Origin of the sequence: Zhongshania marina (genome assembly GCF_002915595.1) — a bacterium.
Lineage (GTDB): Bacteria > Pseudomonadota > Gammaproteobacteria > Pseudomonadales > Spongiibacteraceae > Spongiibacter > Spongiibacter marinus_B.
Genome location: NZ_PQGG01000042.1, coordinates 1 through 20,416, shown reverse-complemented (window position 1 = coordinate 20,416; position 20,416 = coordinate 1). Strand labels below are relative to the sequence as shown.

General features: G+C 48.3%; 24 protein-coding genes and 1 riboswitch. Of the genes, 4 read left to right on the top strand and 20 right to left on the bottom strand.

Annotated elements, in window-relative coordinates:
• Positions 1-106 precede the first annotated feature (106 nt).
• Positions 107-1,300 carry a GAK system CofD-like protein gene (locus C0068_RS17880; protein WP_103685842.1) on the top strand — a complete coding sequence of 398 codons (1,194 nt, stop codon included), beginning with the start codon at positions 107-109 and terminating at the stop codon, positions 1,298-1,300.
• An 86-nt stretch (positions 1,301-1,386) separates the two neighbouring features.
• On the opposite strand, the gene C0068_RS17875 is transcribed toward C0068_RS17880, so the two are convergent.
• From C0068_RS17875 to C0068_RS17780, 20 genes are all read right to left on the bottom strand, one after another.
• Positions 1,387-2,250 (bottom strand): phosphotransferase, encoded by an 864-nt coding sequence (locus tag C0068_RS17875; protein ID WP_103685841.1) that lies wholly within the window; start codon positions 2,248-2,250, stop codon positions 1,387-1,389.
• Between the two features lie 2 nt (positions 2,251-2,252).
• On the bottom strand, positions 2,253-2,873 hold the full coding sequence (gene pnuC, locus C0068_RS17870) for a nicotinamide riboside transporter PnuC (protein WP_103685840.1): 621 nt from the start codon (positions 2,871-2,873) through the stop codon (positions 2,253-2,255).
• Positions 2,866-3,129 carry a YkoF family thiamine/hydroxymethylpyrimidine-binding protein gene (locus C0068_RS17865; RefSeq protein ID WP_103685938.1) on the bottom strand — a complete coding sequence of 88 codons (264 nt, stop codon included), beginning with the start codon at positions 3,127-3,129 and terminating at the stop codon, positions 2,866-2,868. The genes pnuC and C0068_RS17865 overlap by 8 nt, the downstream gene beginning before the upstream one ends.
• A 62-nt stretch (positions 3,130-3,191) precedes the next feature.
• Positions 3,192-5,339 (bottom strand): TonB-dependent receptor, encoded by a 2,148-nt coding sequence (locus C0068_RS17860; protein WP_103685839.1) that lies wholly within the window; start codon positions 5,337-5,339, stop codon positions 3,192-3,194.
• A 53-nt stretch (positions 5,340-5,392) separates the two neighbouring features.
• Positions 5,393-5,502: riboswitch (TPP riboswitch) on the bottom strand.
• A gap of 75 nt (positions 5,503-5,577) precedes the next feature.
• Positions 5,578-5,913 (bottom strand): DMT family transporter, encoded by a 336-nt coding sequence (locus tag C0068_RS17855; protein WP_103685838.1) that lies wholly within the window; start codon positions 5,911-5,913, stop codon positions 5,578-5,580.
• Positions 5,914-6,051: 138 nt separating this feature from the next.
• On the bottom strand, positions 6,052-6,312 hold the full coding sequence (locus tag C0068_RS17850) for a Txe/YoeB family addiction module toxin (protein ID WP_233208866.1): 261 nt from the start codon (positions 6,310-6,312) through the stop codon (positions 6,052-6,054).
• Entirely contained in the window at positions 6,312-6,554 is a 243-nt protein-coding gene (locus C0068_RS17845; protein ID WP_103685836.1) for a type II toxin-antitoxin system Phd/YefM family antitoxin, read from the bottom strand. The genes C0068_RS17850 and C0068_RS17845 overlap by 1 nt, the downstream gene beginning before the upstream one ends.
• Before the next feature lie 97 nt (positions 6,555-6,651).
• On the bottom strand, positions 6,652-7,104 hold the full coding sequence (locus tag C0068_RS17840; protein WP_103685835.1) for a DUF2802 domain-containing protein: 453 nt from the start codon (positions 7,102-7,104) through the stop codon (positions 6,652-6,654).
• 48 nt (positions 7,105-7,152) lie between these two features.
• The gene (locus tag C0068_RS17835) at positions 7,153-7,884 is read right to left on the bottom strand and encodes an RNA polymerase sigma factor FliA (protein ID WP_103685834.1); all 732 of its coding nucleotides are present in this window, start codon (positions 7,882-7,884) and stop codon (positions 7,153-7,155) included.
• Complete coding sequence (locus C0068_RS17830; protein ID WP_103685833.1) at positions 7,881-8,708, bottom strand: MinD/ParA family protein; 828 nt, start codon at positions 8,706-8,708, stop codon at positions 7,881-7,883. Before C0068_RS17830 ends, C0068_RS17835 begins: the two co-directional genes overlap by 4 nt.
• 140 nt (positions 8,709-8,848) lie before the next feature.
• Entirely contained in the window at positions 8,849-10,165 is a 1,317-nt protein-coding gene (gene flhF / locus C0068_RS17825) for a flagellar biosynthesis GTPase FlhF (RefSeq protein WP_103685832.1), read from the bottom strand.
• 81 nt (positions 10,166-10,246) lie between these two features.
• Entirely contained in the window at positions 10,247-12,352 is a 2,106-nt protein-coding gene (gene flhA, locus C0068_RS17820; RefSeq protein ID WP_199176223.1) for a flagellar biosynthesis protein FlhA, read from the bottom strand.
• Between the two features lie 134 nt (positions 12,353-12,486).
• Entirely contained in the window at positions 12,487-13,614 is a 1,128-nt protein-coding gene (flhB, locus tag C0068_RS17815; protein ID WP_103685831.1) for a flagellar biosynthesis protein FlhB, read from the bottom strand.
• 3 nt (positions 13,615-13,617) lie between these two features.
• A complete protein-coding gene (fliR, locus tag C0068_RS17810) occupies positions 13,618-14,394 on the bottom strand; it encodes a flagellar biosynthetic protein FliR (protein WP_103685830.1) in 777 nt (258 codons plus the stop codon).
• 7 nt (positions 14,395-14,401) lie between these two features.
• Entirely contained in the window at positions 14,402-14,671 is a 270-nt protein-coding gene (gene fliQ / locus C0068_RS17805; protein ID WP_103685829.1) for a flagellar biosynthesis protein FliQ, read from the bottom strand.
• A gap of 55 nt (positions 14,672-14,726) precedes the next feature.
• Positions 14,727-15,473, bottom strand: coding sequence for a flagellar type III secretion system pore protein FliP (fliP, locus tag C0068_RS17800; protein ID WP_103685828.1), 747 nt, complete (start codon positions 15,471-15,473; stop codon positions 14,727-14,729).
• A complete protein-coding gene (fliO, locus tag C0068_RS17795) occupies positions 15,470-15,958 on the bottom strand; it encodes a flagellar biosynthetic protein FliO (protein ID WP_103685827.1) in 489 nt (162 codons plus the stop codon). The genes fliP and fliO overlap by 4 nt, the downstream gene beginning before the upstream one ends.
• Complete coding sequence (gene fliN / locus C0068_RS17790) at positions 15,958-16,329, bottom strand: flagellar motor switch protein FliN (RefSeq protein ID WP_199176222.1); 372 nt, start codon at positions 16,327-16,329, stop codon at positions 15,958-15,960. The genes fliO and fliN overlap by 1 nt, the downstream gene beginning before the upstream one ends.
• Positions 16,330-16,338: 9 nt before the next feature.
• Positions 16,339-17,286 carry a flagellar motor switch protein FliM gene (locus C0068_RS17785; protein ID WP_103685826.1) on the bottom strand — a complete coding sequence of 316 codons (948 nt, stop codon included), beginning with the start codon at positions 17,284-17,286 and terminating at the stop codon, positions 16,339-16,341.
• 10 nt (positions 17,287-17,296) lie between these two features.
• Positions 17,297-17,764, bottom strand: a complete 468-nt coding sequence (locus C0068_RS17780) for a flagellar basal body-associated FliL family protein (RefSeq protein ID WP_103685825.1) — start codon at positions 17,762-17,764, stop codon at positions 17,297-17,299.
• A 1,395-nt stretch (positions 17,765-19,159) separates the two neighbouring features.
• On the opposite strand from C0068_RS17780, the gene C0068_RS17765 reads away from it, so the two are divergent.
• Genes C0068_RS17765 through C0068_RS19815 form a run of 3 tightly spaced genes read left to right on the top strand, consistent with a single transcriptional unit; the run spans position 19,160 to position 20,195 of the window.
• Positions 19,160-19,555, top strand: coding sequence for a MerR family transcriptional regulator (locus tag C0068_RS17765; protein WP_035525842.1), 396 nt, complete (start codon positions 19,160-19,162; stop codon positions 19,553-19,555).
• A gap of 59 nt (positions 19,556-19,614) precedes the next feature.
• The gene (locus C0068_RS17760; RefSeq protein ID WP_103685823.1) at positions 19,615-19,998 is read left to right on the top strand and encodes a MerC family mercury resistance protein; all 384 of its coding nucleotides are present in this window, start codon (positions 19,615-19,617) and stop codon (positions 19,996-19,998) included.
• Positions 19,980-20,195: a GDCCVxC domain-containing (seleno)protein gene (locus C0068_RS19815; protein ID WP_084638734.1), complete on the top strand. Its 216-nt coding sequence runs from the start codon at positions 19,980-19,982 to the stop codon at positions 20,193-20,195. The genes C0068_RS17760 and C0068_RS19815 overlap by 19 nt, the downstream gene beginning before the upstream one ends.
• The last annotated feature ends 221 nt before the right edge of the window (positions 20,196-20,416 follow it).

Sequence of the window (20,416 nt, the reverse complement as noted above, 5' to 3'; positions counted from 1 at the left end):
GTCACATAAGCGACGTATCATGGCTTAATTCTGAACCATTATTTGTCATTGCCTGTTACAGAAATATGACAAAACCGAGATTAGCCTTAAGAAATTGATTTAATTTATGACGAATGTTCGAGTTACCCGCAGCCTCAGTATTCCCGACCCATTACGTATTAGCCGCTACCGAAAAATACCCGAGCTTGGCCCTCGCATACTATTTTTTAGCGGTGGCTCGGCCTTAAACAACCTTTGCAAAACCCTTAAAAACTACAGCCACAACACTATCCACCTATTAACACCTTTTGATTCTGGCGGCAGTTCCGCAGAATTGCGCAAGGCTTTTGACATGCCATCAATTGGTGACTTACGCAGTCGTCTTATGGCACTAGCCGATGAAACGGTACTCGGGCATCCAGAAATTGTCGCTCTGTTTGAGCACCGTTTAGACAAAGCTGCATCGCAGCAACTTTTGCTTATGCAGTTGAATGACCTGATTCGGGGTAAATCGCCACTCATCAGTGACATTGCAAACCCCATGCGCAAGTTAATCTGCAATCAATTAGGATTCTTTCTGGCCGCCATGCCAGAAAATTTCGATCTAAGAGGCGCAAGCATCGGTAATCTTATTCTTGCCGGTGGATACTTAAATAATCACCGCCACCTAGATCCTATTATTTTCCTATTTTCCAAGCTTGTGAATGTACAAGGCATCGTAAGAACTATAGTGAATGATGATCTTCATCTTGGCGCCGACTTGGAGGACGGCAGTGAAGTCATTGGTCAGCATTTAATTACTGGCAAGGAAGTAGCACCGCTAGATTCAGCCATTGAGCATATATTTCTATCTCAAGATCCAGAAATGAAATCCATTAAATCCATTTCCATTCGCAAAAAAAATCGCAAATTAATCGAATCGGCAGAACTCATTTGCTATCCCCCAGGCAGCTTTTACTCATCACTACTTGCGAATTTGATCCCAGAAGGCGTTGGGAAAGCGATAGCAGAAAACGACTGTCCAAAAGTATATATCCCTAATTTAGGCAGTGATCCTGAACAATTCAATATGGATTTAACTAGCTCAGTTGAACGTCTACTTGCCCAACTTCACGCAGACTGTGACGATAGTACGACAAACCAGCAACTATTAAACTTTGTACTACTAGATAGCCGAAATGGAATTTACCCATCTAAACTTTCGTCCGAGGTATTGGCATCACTGAATATTGAGCTAATCGATACGCGGCTAGTTAGCAAGCAAAGCGCGCCCTATTACGACAACGAGCTTTTAGTCTCCGCGCTTATGTCACTTACATAAAGCACCGACGAGTTTAGGAAAGATATAGGCGTTTTTAATAGGATATCGACATTTTAAGCTCACGACGTTTATCACTGAGCAGCGAGCTAATCACCAAGCTTAGCGTTTAAGTCCTGTATCTGCCGAGCAATATGGTGGCTTGTTTCTGGTGTTGCCATCACGCCGCTAGACCACTGCACGGCGTACCACAACACAGTTAAATAGCAGTAAATTAAGCGCCAATTTTTAAGGTTTTGCCTGTCGTTTTCACTTACGGATCTCGCAAAATATTCGCTTAATAGCAATTCTTGCTGCGACTGATTCAGTGCCTGGCCTTCAACAATTACTGCAAGTTCATAGAAGAGGTCGCCCATTGTGGCGTATTCCCAATCAATTGCGTATAAGCGTCCCTCTTCCGTACTAATTAAATTCTCTCTCAGCAGGTCATTATGGCAAAGACAGGCGCCAGAGCCTGAACGCCTTGTACTTTCGATAAGTGGCATCATTTTATTTGCCACCTTTTTCAATTCTGCCAAATGCGGTGCGTTTTTAGCTATTGCCTGCCAATAGCGCTCGGCTTTATCGGCAATAGTTAAATATTTATCAATGGCGGGAAGGCGGTGAATACGCTGCAATAGCGTTGCCAATGAGCGAATTCCCTGCTCGTCTGCACGCCAGTGCTTACCCTCTACATAGCGACTCACCACGTATTGATAGTCGCCGTCGTAGTGAATAAGAGGGGCGCACAAACCCGCATCGTCGGCAAGCACCAACACCCGCGCCTCGGTAACGCGATCAAGATTTAATGCTGCACTTATAGCGGAGTTTTTCCGCAATACCATGTCGGTGTTGTCGGCAGATATTAAATAGCTCTTATTTGTTAAACCGCCGAGCAATGGCTTTAATAGCTTGGGTTTAGTTTTACTCCACTTCGGCCAGTCTACTGGGATAATGTCGGCTGATGTGTTCATACTTAGGATTCGAGCTGTTCGCGTTTATAAATGGCATTCCATTGAAAAAAGCCAATCACGACCAACACTACATAAAGCACAAATAATAGCGCAGTTAAATACAACTCTCGGTCTATGTATAAGTAGACTGAGGCGCCGTCAATGACGATCCAGTAAATCCAATTTTCTAGTACTTTACGGGTCACCATATAGGTTGTGACAACGGCACCCCAAGTAGTAAAGGAATCTAAATATGGTAGTTCCGCGTGGGTCGAAGTGGATAGCACATAACCGAAACTCAGTGTTAGCAAACCCACCACAACCGCAACTATGATGTGTGTTCGCAAAGCCCAGCGGTGAATGCGCAGTTCACTTTGAGTATCACCCTGTTTACGCCACTGCCACCAACCGTAGACAGCCATAACAAGATAAAAAATCTGCAGCGCAGATTCCATTAATAAACTCACGTCCCAAAATAAAAAAACGTAAATTGATGTGCTCACAAATGCGGCATACCAGCACAGGCTATTTTCTTTCATGGCGAAAATCAAATACGCCAAGGCGAGTACAACCGCAGCCACTTCCCACAGCGACATCGCCGCAAACGCAGCTGTAATCGCGTTGAAAACTTCCTCGCTAAACATTGTCAGCCACAGGGCTTAAATCGCCATCAATAAACTTGCAGATAAAAATGGCGCGACCAAACTGCTCGTAAGATAAGCGCATTTCTTTTTTTAGTACATCCATCACTATGTCGTAATCCCCAAAGATTTGAGTGCTCATAGTATTGGTAATTACTTGTAAGTCTGGGTGAGTATTCAAGCGATCAATAAAATGTTGAATAGCGAGAATATACTCATCTTTTAGGGGATACATACTGATTTCAACCGAAAGCTTCATACATTTTCCTCGACCTATTTTTCTAAGTGCTTGAATTAGGGCGGCAGTAGCCGCCCAACCCATCAAAAGGTGTAGTTAGCTGAAACACCTACAATGCGCGGCTCGCCAAACTGGTAATAGGCCTCTGGCGCATAGCCATTGGCGGGGTTGTTACCGAAGGCGTTGCTAAAGTAAAACCCTCTGGTTTCGTAGTCTTCGTCTGCTAAATTGCGCCCCCATACCGACACATCCCAGTTGCTGGCATAGTAGGTCAAGCGCGCATTAATCAGCTCATAGCTACTTGATTTTTCATTGTGGCTATTCGAGAAATAAAACTCATCTTTGCCCTCAAGCTCTACACGCAAAACAAGGTTACTCAGAATATTTAATTCAGTGCCCACAAAGAATTGATACTTGGGTGCGTGGGCGAGCTCTCTGCCATCAAGATTTACCGGCGCCAATGCCACACCATTACCGTCGTCCTTTGCGTCGACATGCGACTGGCTCACAAACTCGTCGAATTCAGCGTTGAGTAAACCCGCTGCAGCAAAAAACCGCAGACTGTCACTAGCCAAATAATTAAGTTCCAACTCTAGACCGCTGGTCTTACCCCCTGCCGCATTGGCTAGGAAATCATCAAAGGAAAAATTATTGGGATCAAAAATAGATTGCTTGGCTTGCACATCACTGCGATCTTGGAAAAAGGCGGCAAGCTGCGCTTGCAGACGATTGTCTAACCACGCGCCTTTAATACCCAGTTCGTAGTTGATCATATGTTCGGTATCAAACTGGTAAAGATCACTATCTATAGAAGTATTCGTCGCAGAGGCAGAGATGATCCGCCCGTTCACGCCACCTGCCTTATATCCCCGCGATATTGTCGCGTAAACCAGTTTGCTATCGGCGTAACGGTATTCCAGGGTCAAATTACCGCCCCACAGGTCTTCATCATTATCTGAACGAACTTGCAGCGAATCTTGATAGTCCGCTTTGCGCTGTTCAAATCGCAGTCCAGACACCAAGGTCAAAGTATCGCTTAAGCTCGTTTGTAGCTGGCCGTAAACTGCCGTATTGTCGGTTTCAAACTGACTGCTAAAACTCGCGTTACGTTCAAGATCTTCGTCTTCTGTGCGCAAATAAACGCCGCCTACCCAGCTAGTGCTGTCATTAAAAATGCGAGATTCATCACTGGAAATAAACCGAACATCAACACTTATATTCTCTTTGTCACGCTGATAATTATCGACGGAGCTGTATTCGTCGGGGTGAAATCCGATATAGACCCAGTCTTCATCATAGCCGTATTCGGTTTCCGAATTTGCGAAGCTCAGCGTCGATTCAAGACTGAATAATGAGCTAGCCGTCCAACGCGAAATAATCGAGCCCGCTAGGGTTTCCTGCGTATCTGTGCCTGGCTGGTCTGACTGTGTTTTACGATTATTATCTAAAGAAAAAGCGTCGTAGCCATTGTCGGCATCTAGGTACAAAAGATTGAAATCCAACTGCAAGTCGTCACTCGCCGCAAAACTAAGTTTGCCACGCAGCACCGATTCGTCGATATTATTGGTATCATCGCGGTTTAAAAAAGTATTTTCGACATAGCCATCGGACTGTTGATTTTGCACTGCAAGTCGATAGCCCACCCGCTCACTCAAAGGCCCACTCGCAACCACAGCCAATGTTTGGCTATTGTACTCGGCCACTTCGGCGGAGATTTTTACCATCTGCTCTGCGCTTGACGCTTGGCTAGTCATGCTAATTAGCCCCGCCAAGGCATTGGCACCGTAAACAGTACCCTGCGGCCCGCGCAGCACTTCAACCTGAGCGATATCTAAGGTACTTGCCGCTAAACCCAGACCGCTAAAATCGATACCATCAATAATCAAACCCACAGACGGACTGACGGGGTCAATAAACTGGCTGCGCTCACCAATGCCGCGAATCTGAAAAAAGCGACCGCGAGACGCACCCGCTGCAAAATTCACATTGGGCGCAAGATTTAGCAACTGCTCGATATTGCTAGCGCCGCGAGCACTGATGCTCGCCTCGTCGAATACGCTGACGGTGCTGGCAAGATCTAATAGACTCGTGTCGCGAAACTGGCTGCTAACAATAACTTCTTCCATATTTGCAGGCTTGCCCGATGCGTCGGCAAAACTTGGATTTGCCGCCAACAGGCAGGCGACACCAGCGGTATAAACTAGGGATTTAGAGGGAAATAAAGGTTTCATGGCTCTCTCATAAGTATTAAAACTAAGAGACCCGGTACGCGCTAGAAGAGGATTTTCGACCTTACACCTATTCCTACGCCGGTATTAACCGGATCAGGTTCAAGGGTTTGCAGATTGCTTTACACAATCGCATCTCAGGCCGCAGCCACCCCTTAGGTTTTTCGAGCGAGACTATAGCAGAATTGCTTTATGGCGGGAATTATCGTTAATCGAACTGACGTTTTGAGGCCGTAGCCAGCTATTGATGAGTCACACTGTTTGAGAACACATTAATCACCACGACGCCAGCCACGATTAAACACATTCCCAACAAGGCGGGCAAATCCAGTCTCTGACCGTAATAAAGCAGGCCGACAATGGCTATTAGTACCACCCCCAAGCCCGACCAAATGGCGTAGGTAATCCCAACAGGCATGGTGCGCAGCACAATGGACAAGCAATAAAATGCAATGCCATAGCCAAGCACAACCGCGATGCTAGGCATCAACTTTGAAAAGCCGTCCGATGATTTCAATGCACTGGTGGCGATGACCTCAGAAATGATTGCTATCGCCAAGTATATATACGCGTTCATAACTTACCTCAACAACCAAGAAGATAGCCGCCAAGTTAGGCGGCTGAGTGCAGTGTAACGGAAAGCCAAGAGAACGATAGAAATGAAATACATGCTCAGATAGATTGGGCCGCACTCTACGCCAAACGACGATAAGGGCTACTCGTAGTGAGTCCATAGACGCAATACTTTGACAGCTTTCTGCTCTTCCAATACTTGGTAAACCAAGCGATGCTGAATATTTATTCTACGAGAATAAGCACCGGCTAAATCACCAATCAGCTTTTCGTAAGGCGGGGGATTTTGAAAGGGATTATTCTCAATGAGCTTTAATAATTCTTGGGCTTTTTCTTTAAGACCTGATGACGCTAATTTGCGCGCGTCCTTTTGTGCTTGTTTAGTGTAATGGAGCGACCACATCACCAATCTAACTCTTGGGAGCAGTCGTCTAAATCAGTGTTCAAACCCTCGCGAATCGATTCACGCATATTTGGCTGTGATAACAGATAGAGCGTTTCGTTAATCGCGTTCCAATCGTCCTCGGCCAGAAGTACAGCATTGCCTCGTTTGCCAGTAATAACGATGGGTTGATGGCTACTCGCCGTTTCATCTATCAGAGCGTAGAGTCTGGAACGGGCTTCAGTAACTTTGAGTGTGGTCATAATAAGGTGCCTCCCAACGACAAAGCGTACGCCTACACGTACGCGTCGTCAATATTTAGTTATTGGGAGATCTGAGACTTTTATTCTGTAGCCGCCATTAATGCGCCTTTTTAGACAGCGCCATAATCAGGTCTGCCTCGCTGGCAGAAATGCCGCAGCGCTGCGCCAACTCCGGGGCAGCCATACCTCGGCCAGCCATAGTGCTAACTTGTTGGTAGAACCGGGCATCCTTTTTATCTGCGTCGCTGCGCTGTTGACGCTCGCCTAGCATTTCTAAATATTCTTCCAAGGCCAAAATTCTCTCGCCAAGCATCGATATCGCGGAGTTTTGATCGTCAATCTTGCGCTCCAATGCCGCCACCAAAGCGCTGTCTGCAGGCTCTTGCTTCACCTCAGCCACACCGCCATCAACCCGACGAGCTTTTAACATAAACATCAGCAAGCCAATACCGACCAAGCTGAGTAGCAAGCCTAAGAGCGATGCCTCGCTTAAATTTTGGCACCACTCAAGGAATTTCATTGGGAACTGCAAATACTCATATTTAGTCATTGCTATCTCACCTTAATACCGCACTGTTCATCACGCCGAGGCTCGCCGCTACGCCGCTGTCCATTCACTGAGCCGCCCCTTAAGGCGAACGATGGCTTGGCTGTGAATTTGGCAGACCCGCGACTCACTCACTTCCATAACTTCGCCAATCTCTTTGAGGTTCAAGCCGTTTTCGTAATACAGGGCCATCACCAACTTTTCGCGTTCTGGCAGCTCATTAATTTGGCTGGCTAGAGCGTGCTGAAAACCGTCTTCTAAAACGTTCTCTAGGGGAGCATAGCGATCATCTCCCCCACCAATATCAATGGTATCGTTTTCACCTTCGCTCATTTGGTCGAGACTAAAAAGACGAACTGAACTGGTATCCCGCAAAATATCGTGATATTCGTCTAGTGAAATATCCATTTCTTCGGCTATATCATTCGCCGTAGCTTCTCGACCCAATCGACTTTCCACCTTGCGCACCGCTTCGCTCATTTCACGCAGCTGGCGGGTAACAGAGCGCGGCGCCCAGCCGCTATGACGCATTTGATCTATCATTGCGCCGCGAATACGAATACTGGCAAAGGTTTCGAAACTGGCACCCTTATCCATTTGGTAATTGCTACCAGCCTCGAGCAGGCCAATCATGCCCGCTTGAATAAGATCATCGACTTCGACACTCGCCGGTAAGCGACTCACCAAGTGATAGGCAATTCGCTTAACCAAAGGCGCGTGACGACTCACCAGCTCTTCGCGGCTGCCGTACTGCACATTTAGGTAAGCGGAATGCCCGTTCACATCGCCGCTCCTGCTACCGCGTCACCGCTAAACATGCGGTCTACAAAGAATTCAATATTGCCACTGGGACCTGTCGGCATGTCCCATTTATCAACGACTTCTGCCAAACGTCTAAACGCCATTGAGGACTCTGCACCAGGGTACAAATCACTAACGGCTTTTTGGCGGGTGTCGGCTTTAATTAAATACGGATCACGGGGAATAAAGCCGGCGTATTCTAGCGTGACATCCAAGAAACGCTGCGCCACTTCATTTAAACGCTCGAAACCATCCCGCGCCTGATCATGGCTATTCACCATATTGCGCAGCACTTTAAAGCGCTTTATACCCGCGTCGCGGTTCATAACTTTAATAAGTGCGTAGGCATCCGCCATCGACGTGAGTTCGTCGGTGACCACCACCAATACATATTGGCTAGCGCGACTAAAGGTAATAACACTGTCTGAGATACCCGCGGCAGTATCGACAATCATCACATCGTAATCGCCGCTCAAGGAACTTAAAGAGCGCACAATCGCCGCGTGCTGATCATTGCCCAATTCCGCCATTTTCTTGATGCCAGAAGCAGCGGGAATAATAGAAATACCATCGGGACCAGGAACCAAAACATCCTCAATTGAGCACTTGCCATCAAGTACATGAGACAAATTCCATTTTGGCTTGAGCCCCAACATAATGTCGACGTTGGCAAGACCAAGGTCAGCATCCATCAGCAAGACCCGGTTTCCGCGTCGCGCTAATTGACACGCCAAATTAACCGACACATTGGTTTTACCAACGCCACCTTTACCACTGCTGACAGCTATTACTTTTACTGCGCTCATTGTTTTTATCACTCTCCCGATACATTTTTCACCACCCCAAAATCGATGGCAGCGGATTCTTAAACTATCGTTCTTTTATCTTATGACCTTTACCCTAAAATTGATCTACGCACTATCACTAACATCTTGATTATATTGCGCTAAACTCGCACATTTAGCGACGAACCACGCTGAGCTTGCCTAGCCATTGCCACCTCCGCCGGTACAGATTCAGCCTGCTTTTCAGGCTCCTTCGGCACCGTAATCGGCTGGCGCTTATGCTCAAAGGCTTTGGTCATGCGAACAGCCATATTCACTAATTTTGAGGCATCCGCAGCGGACAAGTTTTGCGGCACTCGCGGGCCATTAGCACACCACACCAAAGGTAGGCGATGCTGAATTAAATTCGACATTGCGCCGCCGATACGCATGGCCTCGTCAATGCGAGTTAGCACTGCGCCTCTGGCATTAAATGCAGAATAAGCGTCGATGATTTCGCTTTGCACATAGTTTTCGGTATCCGCTGGCAGAGTTAAAAACACCTGCACGTCTTGCATGGCCGACACCAGACTATGAAGTTCACTAATGCCCTGCTTGTCGCGGAAGGAAATCCCCGCCGTGTCGATCAGGACCAAATTCTTTTTGCGAAGTAGGCGATAGGTTTTCACCGCCTCTTCTTCGTCTGCGGCAACATGCACCGGCACCTGTAATATACGACCATACGCCCGCAGCTGCTCTTGCGCGCCGACTCTGGCGGTATCGGTTGTTAGAATCGCGATGTCACTGCGGCCGTGAGTCAGCACATATTGCGCGGCAATCTTGGCGATTGTTGTGGTTTTACCCGCGCCCTGCGGACCAACTAAGCAAATTGCACCGGAGCTTGGCGGGGTCGCTACCGACAATTTTTTAATCAATAGCATTTTTAGCATTTCACGCTGCAAGCTCACGGTCTCGTCGGCGGGAATCTCCGCGCGGAGCTGCTTGCCTAAGGCCGGATCAATATCCATTGCCGACAAAAATGCATTCAGCTCTTCGTACTCAGGAGTTTGATGGCTGGCATGTTGCCAGCTATGACCTTTAAGCTGATCCATCAACATGGATTTCATCGATGCCAATTCCTGCTTCATGGTCAGCAGTTCTTCATTCTGCGACCAAACAACCTGCGGCCCGGCGGCGGTTTCGCGATTAGGCGCAACTGCCTCCTTAGCAGCAGGTGCCGATTGCTCCTCTGCTTTTTTACGACGATTAAACAAGGCATCTAAGGCCGTTGGCTCGCGCTCACTTCGGGTATCACGCGCAGATGCCAAATTCGCTGTGGCCGGCGCGCTGCTTTCAATCAGTTCTTCAAGGCTGACAACAACTTCGACACCACCCGCAATACTGCGACAATCTAATATAACCGCGTCAGGGCCGTGTGATGCGCGTACCAGACGCATCGCTTGCTGAGTGTCAGCGGCTTGATATTTTTTTACTTGCATAAGCTTCTCCAGCACATTTCATTTCTCAAGAAATGCATTAACTTAATCTTTCTCACAGCCCTAAACGCTATTTCAAACATGCTAATTTAGGCGCCCTTGCTGACCGATGGTTGATAGCAACCTTACTTGCTTGCTGTCTGGTACTTCGTTGTAAGACAACACCGCTAAACCTGGTACGCTGCGCCGCGTAAATCGTGATACCCAAGAGCGTATCGACGGGGATACCAATACTACGGCGGGCTGTCCGGCAATTTCTTGGCGGTGACTGTAATCCGCCAATTCATTCTGTAAACGCTCCGCAATTCCTGGCTCTAATCCTGCGGCCCCAGCATTGCCTCGCAACATGTCTTGCAACAACTGTTCCAAATCAGGATCTAGCGCAGAAACCGGCAACTCTTCTTCTAAGCCATTGATTTCTTGGACAATCATTCGTCCTAAAGCAACGCGAACCCCCTCCAATAATTCGTCAGGATTTTTGCTACGCGGCGCTTGCTCCGCCAAACTTTCGGCGATCATGCGAATACTTCTAATCGACACACCTTCTTTTAGCAGGTTTTGTAAAACCCTAACCACAATACTGAGTGGCAATTGCTTGGGCACGACGTTTTCAACCAAGCGTGGATCTGTTTTAGCGAGGCGATCTAATAATTGCTGCACTTCTTCATGACCTAATAATTCATGGGCATGCTGTTTGATAATTTGGCTCAGATGAGTGGCAATAACCGTACAGGGATCAACCACGGTATAGCCTTGGGTTTGCGCCTGATCGCGTTGGCTAGAATCGATCCACACCGCATCCATACCAAAGGCGGGATCTTTTGTCGCAGCGCCGCGCAAGCTACCCTGAGCGCCACCGGGATTAATCGCCAATTCTTTGCCAGCCTGAATCTCGCCCTGGGCGATGGTGTCGCCCAGCAACTGAATGCGATAGCTACTTGGCTGCAGCTCTAAGTTGTCGCGTATATGTACCGGCTGAATTAGAAACCCAAGATCCTTAGATAATTTTTTGCGCACGCCGGTTATTCTTGCGATTAACTCACCACCTTGATTACGGTCTACAAGTGGAATTAAGCGATAGCCAACTTCTAAACTAACGACGTCCATCGGTGTTACTTCGTCCCAGTTAAGCTCACTGGGCTCACGCGCTGCGGGAAGATCTTCTACGCCCTCGTCTTCGTCTAAAATTTCTGGGGCATTTTTCTTCTGATTCTGCATCCACCAGCCGCTACCACCGCAGGCGGCAGCTAATAGTAAAAACACCAGATTGGGCATGCCGGGGATAATACCGATAAGACCTAGCAAGGTAGCCGACATGTACAAGACATTGGGGTTGGCAAACATTTGACCAACAATTTGCTGCCCCATATTTTGTGAGCGAGAGATACGGGTAACAATAATCGCCACCGCCGTAGACAGCAGCAGTGAAGGTAGCTGCGCCACCAAACCGTCACCAATGGTCAGCAGCGTGTAATTATGCATGGCCTGAGAGAACGACAAACCGTGCTGGGCCATGCCCACACCCAAGCCGCCAATAACATTTATAAACAAAATCATAATGCCGGCAACCGCATCGCCGCGCACAAACTTACTGGCACCGTCCATTGAGCCGTAGAAGTCTGCCTCGGTGCGGACTTCTTCACGACGACGACTCGCCTCTTCTTGATTCAAAAGACCCGCATTTAAATCGGAGTCTATTGCCATTTGCTTGCCGGGCATCGCGTCAAGGGTGAAACGTGCCGTCACCTCTGAAACCCGCCCCGCACCTTTGGTCACCACCACGAAGTTGATAACAACCAAGATAATAAACACCACGATACCGACAACGTAATTACCGCCGATAACAAATTCACCAAAGGATTCAATTACCTTACCCGCAGCGCCGGGGCCACTGTGGCCTTCTAATAACACCACGCGGGTTGAAGCCACGTTCAAGGCCAAACGCAGCAAGGTTGCCAATAGCAAAACCGTAGGAAAAACCGAGAAATCGATGGGCCGCTCGACGTAAATAACCGCCAAAATAATGACCAAAGACAAGGTAATATTGAAGGTAAACAATAAATCCAGCAGGAACGGCGGCATGGGTATAACGAGCATACCTAAACACGCAACAAGCAATAGCAACACACCAATACCGCTATCTGCGGTCTTTTGTAGCCATCCCGGCATTGCTAGTGCTTGTGTCGCCATACCTTAATCTCTTATCTGTAACGTGTTGAGCAGTAGTGGACACACTACTAATGCGCCAATATTTCGTCGTTATAGAATAGAGTTGCAACAAGGGGGCCAATAAATATAAGGGTAAATACGGATGCTAGCTGCGCTTACAGCAGATTACCTAGGTATTCATCCGCCACCTCTGGTTCCGGTGCTTCTGGATAGTCGCCACCCATCGTTTCCCAGCTGCGCAATTGGTATACATAGGTCAAAATTTGCGCAACGGCTAAATACAGGCCGCCGGGAATTTCTGCGTCTAAATCCGTGCTGGCAAACACCGCCCTCGCCAAACGCGGTGACTCTACAATCAGCACATCGTGTTCGGCAGCCAGTTCACGAATTTTGGCGGCAATATTGTCAGCACCTTTAGCCAAAAGCATAGGTGCAGCCATACGCGCTTCGTCGTATTTCAAGGCGACGGCAAAGTGGGTGGGGTTGGTGATGATAACGTCTGCAGTCGGGACCTTCTCCATCATGCGGTTGTTTGCGGCGGCTTGCTGCATTTCTCGCAGCTTGGCTTTCACCTCTGGACGACCGTCGGATTCCTTATGCTCGTCGCGCACCTCTTGACGAGTCATTTTCAATTCTTTATTAAAATTCCAAATTTGCCACGGCACATCCACCGCCGCTATCGCCACTAACGGTAAACTCACTATAAAGAAAAACCACACCAGTAGCTGCGCACTATGGGCAATGGCATCTTTAGGGGCCTGCAGCCCCAATGCCAAAATATCATCTGCCATCCCCGACAGTAACCACACCGCCGCCACGCCAATAAACACCATTTTTAAAATGGATTTACCGAGCTCGCCCAAGCTACGCAGAGAAAATAATTTGGCAATGCCCTTTATCGGATCCATACGTTCCGGCTTAACACTTAAGCTAAAGGTCCAGCCACCCAGGATCGTTGACGACACCAATACCGCAACTAGCGCGATAGCGAGTATCGGCCAAATGGTAAGTAGGCCTGACACCAGCGTTTGGTAAAGGCGCGATACGATTAGGGATTCGTTTTCTACCAATAAAAACTCCGGCGACAAACTGCCCGCCAAAAGCTCTTTTAAAGCGAGTGCCAGCTCCCCCCCCATAAACAACAGCATGGCCGCACCGCCAACCGTCACCATCATGGTGGTGAGTTCTTTTGAGCGTGTTACCTGCCCCTTCTTTTTGGCATCGGCCAATTTCTTGGCCGATGCCTCTTCTGTGCGTTCCTGACCGTCTTCGTTCTCTGCCATATACTAGGCTCCGAGAAACAGTTCGACAGCAATGAATGCGCTGCCCAACATAGACGTAAGTTGTGGCAATAAATTTGGCAGCAAACGATCAACCACCAAAAACCCAATTAGCATCGCAATAGGAAAACCCACCGCAAACAAGTTCAAGGTCGGCGCGGCGCGACTCACAATACCAACGGCGAGCTGTACCACTAACAAAGCCACAACAGCAGGGATAGCCACCCGTATCGCGCCGGTAAACAGCTCTGCACCGCGCACCCACACTATTTTGAGTTGATCTGGCGAAACACCATCGCCACCTACCGGCCAATACTCAAAACTGCGCGCCAACAAGGCGAGAAAGTCGATATGGCCATTCATAGCGACAAAAATAAGCATGGTAAAAATCAATAAAAACTGTGATAACACCGGCACTTGAGCGCCGCGCTGGGGATCTACCATCATGGCAAAACCAAGCCCCATTCCCATCGCAATAAGCTGGCCGGCAAGAATAATGGCGTCAAACACCAGCTGCACGATAAAACCGATACATACGCCAATAAGCAATTCATTGGCGGCTAAAAAAATAGCCTGGTAGCCGATTAAATTCATCACCGGTGGTGCAGGCAACATAGGTAATATGGCGGCGGTGATAAAAACTGAAAGGAGAATACGCGCCCGTGGCGGAATATAGGCAGCGCTAAACAATGGCGCAGTGAGCATGGCACCGCCAATACGCAGAAACGGCAGCCAAGCGGATGCAAGCATAATACTAAGCTGGTCTGCCGTCGGCGCGATCATGTCACACTTACCCGACCAAACTCGGAATCATGGCGAATAATTGGCGGGTATAATCAACTATCTGACCCAACATCCAAGGCCCCGTCACTCCCATAACAACAATCAGTACAACTAACTTAGGAATAAAACTTAGGGTCATGTCTTGAATTTGAGTGGCAGCCTGAAACATACCAATAGCCAAACCGGCGGCCAAAGCCGATAGCAACAAGGGCGCGGCCAATAAAACGGTGACGTTCATAGCCTGACGACCGATCTCGATTACCGTGTCTGCATTCATAGCAAGGCCTCATTGAATTGGTTTATCGCGGCTATTGCCACTGCCGTTGAAGTCGTCATTGATAGAAACTCGCCGCCAAGGAACCCATCACCAAGCCCCAGCCATCTACCAAAACAAATAACATAATTTTAAAGGGCAGCGAGATCATCATTGGCGACAGCATCATCATACCCATCGACATCAGAACGCTGGCCACAACTAGGTCGATAACCACAAATGGAATAAAAATGAGAAAGCCAATTTGGAAGGCCGTTTTTAATTCGCTGGTCAAAAACGAGGCCATCAAAATAGTGAAGGGTACGTCTTCGGGCTTATCAAATTGCTGCATGCCGGCAATTTCTGCAAAGCGGCCGATATCTTCTTCGCGGGTTTGCCGCAACATAAATTCACGAAAGGGTTGAAAGCCACTTTCTAATGCCTGATCAAAACTTATCTCTTCAGCAATATAAGGCTTGATGGCATCGGTATACGCTATCTCTGCAACGGGGTGCATAATAAATAGGGTAAGAAACAGCGCGAGACTCAACAAAATTTGATTCGATGGTGTTTGGCCCGTGCCCAGTGCCTGCCGCAGTATCGACAACACAATCATAATACGGGTAAAGGCGGTCATGCCTAGAAGTATCGCTGGCAATAGGGTCAGCGCCGTCATCACCGCCAATAATTGCAGCGACACGGTATATTCTTGACCACCAGCCGGTGTCGGCACCGAGGTCACCGCCGGCAAGGCCAGAGACGCAGCGTCGGCTAATAGAGGAAATCCACATAAGCAAAACAATATTGCAATGCGCGAGAACTTCATAGCTGCTCCCCCGTTTTGCTACTGCTAGCTGCAGTCAGCTGACGCTTAGCCAATAATTTTGCAAAGGCCGACTCTGGCGGCTTGGTGTTCTCATCGTCTGGCGCAGAGGGCCAGCTATGCAATGTATTGATTGCCGCCGCAGTGCAACCCAGCAACAATTTTTCGTCACCTACCTGCACAACAATTAATTTCTCTTTCATGCTGAGCGGAATTTGCGATACCAAGCTCACACCACTCTGCCCAGTTGCCGCCACCAAGCGGCTGCGTTTTAGCAACCACATTAGACCGACGATGCATAAAATAACAAACAGTAAGCTGCCAATCATTCCAGTAACATCAAAAGACGGCCCAGCGGGCAAATTCGCTGCAGGCGCTGATTTCGTCGCTAGCTCCTCCGCCCACAATGACTGCGACAGCACTGCGGCAGCCAAACTAAGCGGCAGGCGAATTGCACTAAGCGTGAGGCAAGCTACTGACTGACGCATTAGTGACGCTCGCGATCATCTTGACCAACCACTTCGGTTAGCATGATGCCGTATTTTTCCTTCACCACAACAATCTCGCCACGGGCCACCAGCGTGCCATTCACCAGCACATCCAAGGGCGTACCTGCCGCGCGATCTAGTTCAATAATCGCGCCCTGATTCAAATCACGCAGATCTCGGATACTCATTTTTGTTCTACCCACTTCAACGGCAACGCTAACATTGACGTCCATAATCATATCCAGACTCATATCCTTACTCATGCGCCCGCTTCCTGTTCTTTCCGCAGTGGTGTTGGTGGTATTTTTTTCAGTCAGTGCAGCGCTTTCTTGTGCTGGAGCCTCGCTGCCGCTATTAATTTGATCAGTCATCCTTCGTCCTCAATGCTGGTGTCGATTCGTTTCCGACCTGCCGGTCAAGCGAACAGCTAATTTTTCATCATTGCTGCCAAATCGACCGTACATAAACGGCGTGTCATCGATCATAAGTACAACGTCTTCCGCCGACGGAATATCGATAACGTCGCCCACTTTAAGTAAAGAAACGCGCTTCAAGCTCATGCGGGTTTGCGCAAGAATGGCTACCAACTCTATGGGTGCCATCTCTAAACCCTCCCGCAGGCGCTCGCGCCAATCTGCGCTTGAGGCCTTTGTGGCCGGCTTGGCAGGATCACTTAAACTGTCTCGCACCGCGTCTATGGCACTCCATGGCACTATCGACCAAAGCCCACCAGAAAACTCACCCACATTGACAATAAAGCGAGTCGCAACCAGTGAATCTGCCTCGCCAATACTGTCCAACATACGCGGGTCACTCACCTGGGCAGCGATACTTGGCTCAGTTTTAATGACGGATTTCCAAGCTGTGCCAATGTCGCTTAGCAGCGCAGCATTCAGCATTTCCATAAAACTAAATTCCGACACTGACAACTGTTCGCGCTGACCTTTTTGAAGGCTGCCGGAACCACCGAAATAGCGATCAACCATCTGGAAAACCAAATCAGATTCAAAGGCCAGTAAAATATTGGCGTTCATCGGCAAACCACGTACTACTGAAATACTGCAAGGCGCCGGCAAGGTATTCAGCATTTCGTCAAATTTCATTACCGTGATTTTATCGACCCGCACCGCATCAACCGACGACACAAACTCACGCATGCGGTCTCTGGTTGCGGTAGCAAATTGCGACTGAATAAGTGACAAAGCCGGAATCAAACGCTGAATAGCGTAGTCTTGACGGGCCAAATTATATTTAGCGCGGCTAGGATCATTCTCATCTTCGCCGGCCATTAAGGCTTCTAATTCTTCGGGATCGAGAATATTGCTCATGCCCTCACCCTCACTGAATCACAAACTTGGTAAAGTAAACGGCCTCTACACCGCCCTTACCAGATTCGGAATTCAATACACCATTGATTGTGACTAAGGCTTGCTCCTGAAGATTCTGGCGCTGCTCAACGGTCGCGACGGCTTCGCGATCCAAATTGCTAAACAACATAAGAAGGTCATTCCGAATACGCGGCTCGTATTGTTCAATACGCGAGAACACATCATCGCGACGCGACATCAAATCAATTTCTATCATTAAAAATCGAATATTGCGCTCGCCCTGCAAATTCACAACAAAGGACGGCGACAAGCTGTAATACTCAGGTTCTTTTTTCTGACTGGCGGCAGCAGCTTCAGCGCTGGCTTCGTCACCGGCCACAGGCTCGGGTGCGGGATCACTCATAAAAAACCATGTCCCCCCCACTGCGCCGGCCAAGACCAACACCTGCACTGCGATCATAATAATCTTCTTATTCATAGCTCTTCCTAATTCCTTAGCCGCCACAAAATCAGCATTCCTACAGAGATAGAGCAAGCCCTATGCCAACCAAATTTATCTTTAAATAACAGCAACTTACTAAAACAGAAGATAAAAACGACAATAATTTGGCGGACTTGGCAAAACCCTGAGCCACTGTATCAACACAGAAAATTGGCACCATTAGTAATAACCACAGCGGGTGTAGGTTTTGTCGGATGGAGGGTGTCGGATGGCGGGTGTCGGGTGTCGGGTGTCGGGCGTCGGGTGTCCGGTGTCGGGTGTCCGGTGTCCGGTGTCCGGTGTCCGGTGTCCGGTGTCGGGTGTCGGGTGTCGGGTGTCGGGTGTCGGGTGTCGGGTGTCGGGTGTCGGGTGTCGGGTGTTTGGATTAATCCATAATTTGGCAGAGAAGTTGAACTATGCGCAGGCAAAAGTAATGTTTTCTCGGTACGACTCCCCGTTACCAAAGGGATTTTAGCTATAGCTCGTAATAAAGCCTAAACATCACATTAGCGAACATACGATAATTACAAACATCGGCATCAATTCTGGCTGTATTAACTGTATATTTTTTCTTCGCTAGGATTTATGCTCGGTTTATCGGAGCGGAACGCTCGTTTTTTCAGTTCTGCCAATAAAAAATTTTGTAAGATCAGCCACATAGGGACTTGGGGTAAGACATATGAGACATCACCAAAATTACATATGCGCGCGCTCGTTTTCCCATTGCGTGGCCTCTATTCCACCCCCATTTTCTCTAATAAAATCAATACATTCGTGCCGCTTGACCGGATATCCATTTTTGGAAAAACGAGCACGCCGTATATTCAAATGTTATGTCTTTGCTCTTTGCTAGATCGGATATGAGACGGCTAAATGAGAGAGAAGAAGTGGCTGTCCCATTGGGAGTGCTTTTTGTGCCAATTATCCTAATGCGCACAAATAATTATCAGGTGGCGGCTTTTGGTGTAGTACTTTTTATCGCGATCTATATTCTTTATTCAAAGTACTTTTTTCCAGATATACGATCTAAGGTTGTTACTCTCTTGGGTGCCGTTACAGTTGGAGTTTATGGTCTTGCTTCGTGCCGGAATGGAAGGTGTAAAGATTACTCTCACGATTTATTTGATGGTTTAACCTGGTCGGACAGTATTTACATAGCATACCTAGTTACGGTCTCCTTACTAATATTTAAAAATTACAAAAAGAAATATCGATAATATAATGATCTCGGTAGATATAGCTAGAAAGCATAACAATCACGCGCAGTTGGCCGCTGAAAAGCGCGGCGGGACAGCCAAAGCTCCGCGCCTTTTTGTGCAATCGCTACGCTCATTTTTGCACAAAAAGGTGCTCCACTTCGTCTGCCTCTGGCGTGGGCGTTAGACGCCATCCATGATCATGAGAATAGGTGAACTTGCTAAAAGTGCAGGAGTTTCGGTCGAGACGGTTCGTTACTATCAGCGGCGGGGGCTTCTGGATATTCCGGAGCGCCCATACGGCGAGAACCGGCACTACTCGACGTCTCACCGTGATCGTCTGTATTTCATCAAGCGCGCTCAAGCGCTTGGGTTCACGCTGTCGGAAATTTCCTCCCTGCTTGAGCTTTCAGCATACGATTGCGCGGAGGTCGAGAGCGTAGCTAACCGGAAGTTGTTGCTGGTGCGTGAAAAATTGAATGATCTTGCCAAAATCGAAGCTGTCTTGGAGCAAGCCGTTGCCAGTTGCAAAGATCGCAAGCCTTATGAGGGATGCCCCATCATAGAGAGCCTGATCGAAGAAAAGAATTGACGCCGTACTTAGGTACGGGATTTACACTGACCGTGTCTTAATAGTCAAGGTCTCATGCCATGAAAGAATCCCTTCTAAGTTTTGGTGGTGTCGGAAGTAGTGTGTCAGCGGTAGCCGCTGCGGCTCCTTGCTGCCTTCCGTTTCTTGCTTCCGTTGCCAGCACAGTCGGTTTATCTGCTTTACTGCCTTACTCCGAGCACATTGCGTACATCGTGCAAATATTCGGCCTGCTGGCAGTTTTCGGCGCGTTTCTGTCATTTCGGAAACATGGCAAGTACGGGCCATTAGCCTTAACCGTAGTGTGCTTTGGTGCATTGGTGGTTGTTTACAACATTTCGCTACTGGGATGGCTACTGTACTCTGCGCTGGTTGGGCTGATGGTTGCTGCCATTTGGAACACTTTGGAAGCTAGGAGGTGTAATCAATGCGTAGCACAGGCATAGTGCTTCAATCGGAAATCACATGCCCCCACTGTGGTCATCAAAAAACAGAAACCATGCCAACTGACGCATGCCAATATTTCTATGACTGCGAGTCCTGCAAAAGGGTCCTAAAACCAAATGCGGGAGATTGTTGTGTTTTTTGTAGCTTTGGTACGATTAAATGCCCTCCAATACAGGAAGGCAAGTGTTGCGAGTAATGGCATCTAATCGGGTAGCCGAGGGTCTCTAACCCTCAGCCCCCACAACACCCTGCATGCGGATCCGCACAGGGCGTTTCACTAAGAATGGTGAAGCTTGATCCAGCCATCGCGCAATTCGTACAACCCCTGAGATTTTAAATAGGCATTGGATAATGTCTGATTAATCCCCGGTGTTTTGGAGCTGCGCCATGGGCCTTTGCTGGTAATACCACACGCAA

Coding starts and splice junctions, on each gene's coding strand:
- C0068_RS17880 (WP_103685842.1), top strand. CDS start 107: ATGACGAATGTTCGAGTTACCCGCAGCCTCAGTATTCCCGACCCATTA.
- C0068_RS17875 (WP_103685841.1), bottom strand. CDS start 2,250: ATGAACACATCAGCCGACATTATCCCAGTAGACTGGCCGAAGTGGAGT.
- pnuC (WP_103685840.1), bottom strand. CDS start 2,873: ATGTTTAGCGAGGAAGTTTTCAACGCGATTACAGCTGCGTTTGCGGCG.
- C0068_RS17865 (WP_103685938.1), bottom strand. CDS start 3,129: ATGAAGCTTTCGGTTGAAATCAGTATGTATCCCCTAAAAGATGAGTAT.
- C0068_RS17860 (WP_103685839.1), bottom strand. CDS start 5,339: ATGAAACCTTTATTTCCCTCTAAATCCCTAGTTTATACCGCTGGTGTC.
- C0068_RS17855 (WP_103685838.1), bottom strand. CDS start 5,913: ATGAACGCGTATATATACTTGGCGATAGCAATCATTTCTGAGGTCATC.
- C0068_RS17850 (WP_233208866.1), bottom strand. CDS start 6,312: ATGTGGTCGCTCCATTACACTAAACAAGCACAAAAGGACGCGCGCAAA.
- C0068_RS17845 (WP_103685836.1), bottom strand. CDS start 6,554: ATGACCACACTCAAAGTTACTGAAGCCCGTTCCAGACTCTACGCTCTG.
- C0068_RS17840 (WP_103685835.1), bottom strand. CDS start 7,104: ATGACTAAATATGAGTATTTGCAGTTCCCAATGAAATTCCTTGAGTGG.
- C0068_RS17830 (WP_103685833.1), bottom strand. CDS start 8,708: ATGAGCGCAGTAAAAGTAATAGCTGTCAGCAGTGGTAAAGGTGGCGTT.
- flhF (WP_103685832.1), bottom strand. CDS start 10,165: ATGCAAGTAAAAAAATATCAAGCCGCTGACACTCAGCAAGCGATGCGT.
- flhA (WP_199176223.1), bottom strand. CDS start 12,352: ATGGCGACACAAGCACTAGCAATGCCGGGATGGCTACAAAAGACCGCA.
- flhB (WP_103685831.1), bottom strand. CDS start 13,614: ATGGCAGAGAACGAAGACGGTCAGGAACGCACAGAAGAGGCATCGGCC.
- fliR (WP_103685830.1), bottom strand. CDS start 14,394: ATGATCGCGCCGACGGCAGACCAGCTTAGTATTATGCTTGCATCCGCT.
- fliQ (WP_103685829.1), bottom strand. CDS start 14,671: ATGAATGCAGACACGGTAATCGAGATCGGTCGTCAGGCTATGAACGTC.
- fliP (WP_103685828.1), bottom strand. CDS start 15,473: ATGAAGTTCTCGCGCATTGCAATATTGTTTTGCTTATGTGGATTTCCT.
- fliO (WP_103685827.1), bottom strand. CDS start 15,958: ATGCGTCAGTCAGTAGCTTGCCTCACGCTTAGTGCAATTCGCCTGCCG.
- fliN (WP_199176222.1), bottom strand. CDS start 16,329: ATGACTGATCAAATTAATAGCGGCAGCGAGGCTCCAGCACAAGAAAGC.
- C0068_RS17785 (WP_103685826.1), bottom strand. CDS start 17,286: ATGAGCAATATTCTCGATCCCGAAGAATTAGAAGCCTTAATGGCCGGC.
- C0068_RS17780 (WP_103685825.1), bottom strand. CDS start 17,764: ATGAATAAGAAGATTATTATGATCGCAGTGCAGGTGTTGGTCTTGGCC.
- C0068_RS17765 (WP_035525842.1), top strand. CDS start 19,160: ATGATCATGAGAATAGGTGAACTTGCTAAAAGTGCAGGAGTTTCGGTC.
- C0068_RS17760 (WP_103685823.1), top strand. CDS start 19,615: ATGAAAGAATCCCTTCTAAGTTTTGGTGGTGTCGGAAGTAGTGTGTCA.
- C0068_RS19815 (WP_084638734.1), top strand. CDS start 19,980: ATGCGTAGCACAGGCATAGTGCTTCAATCGGAAATCACATGCCCCCAC.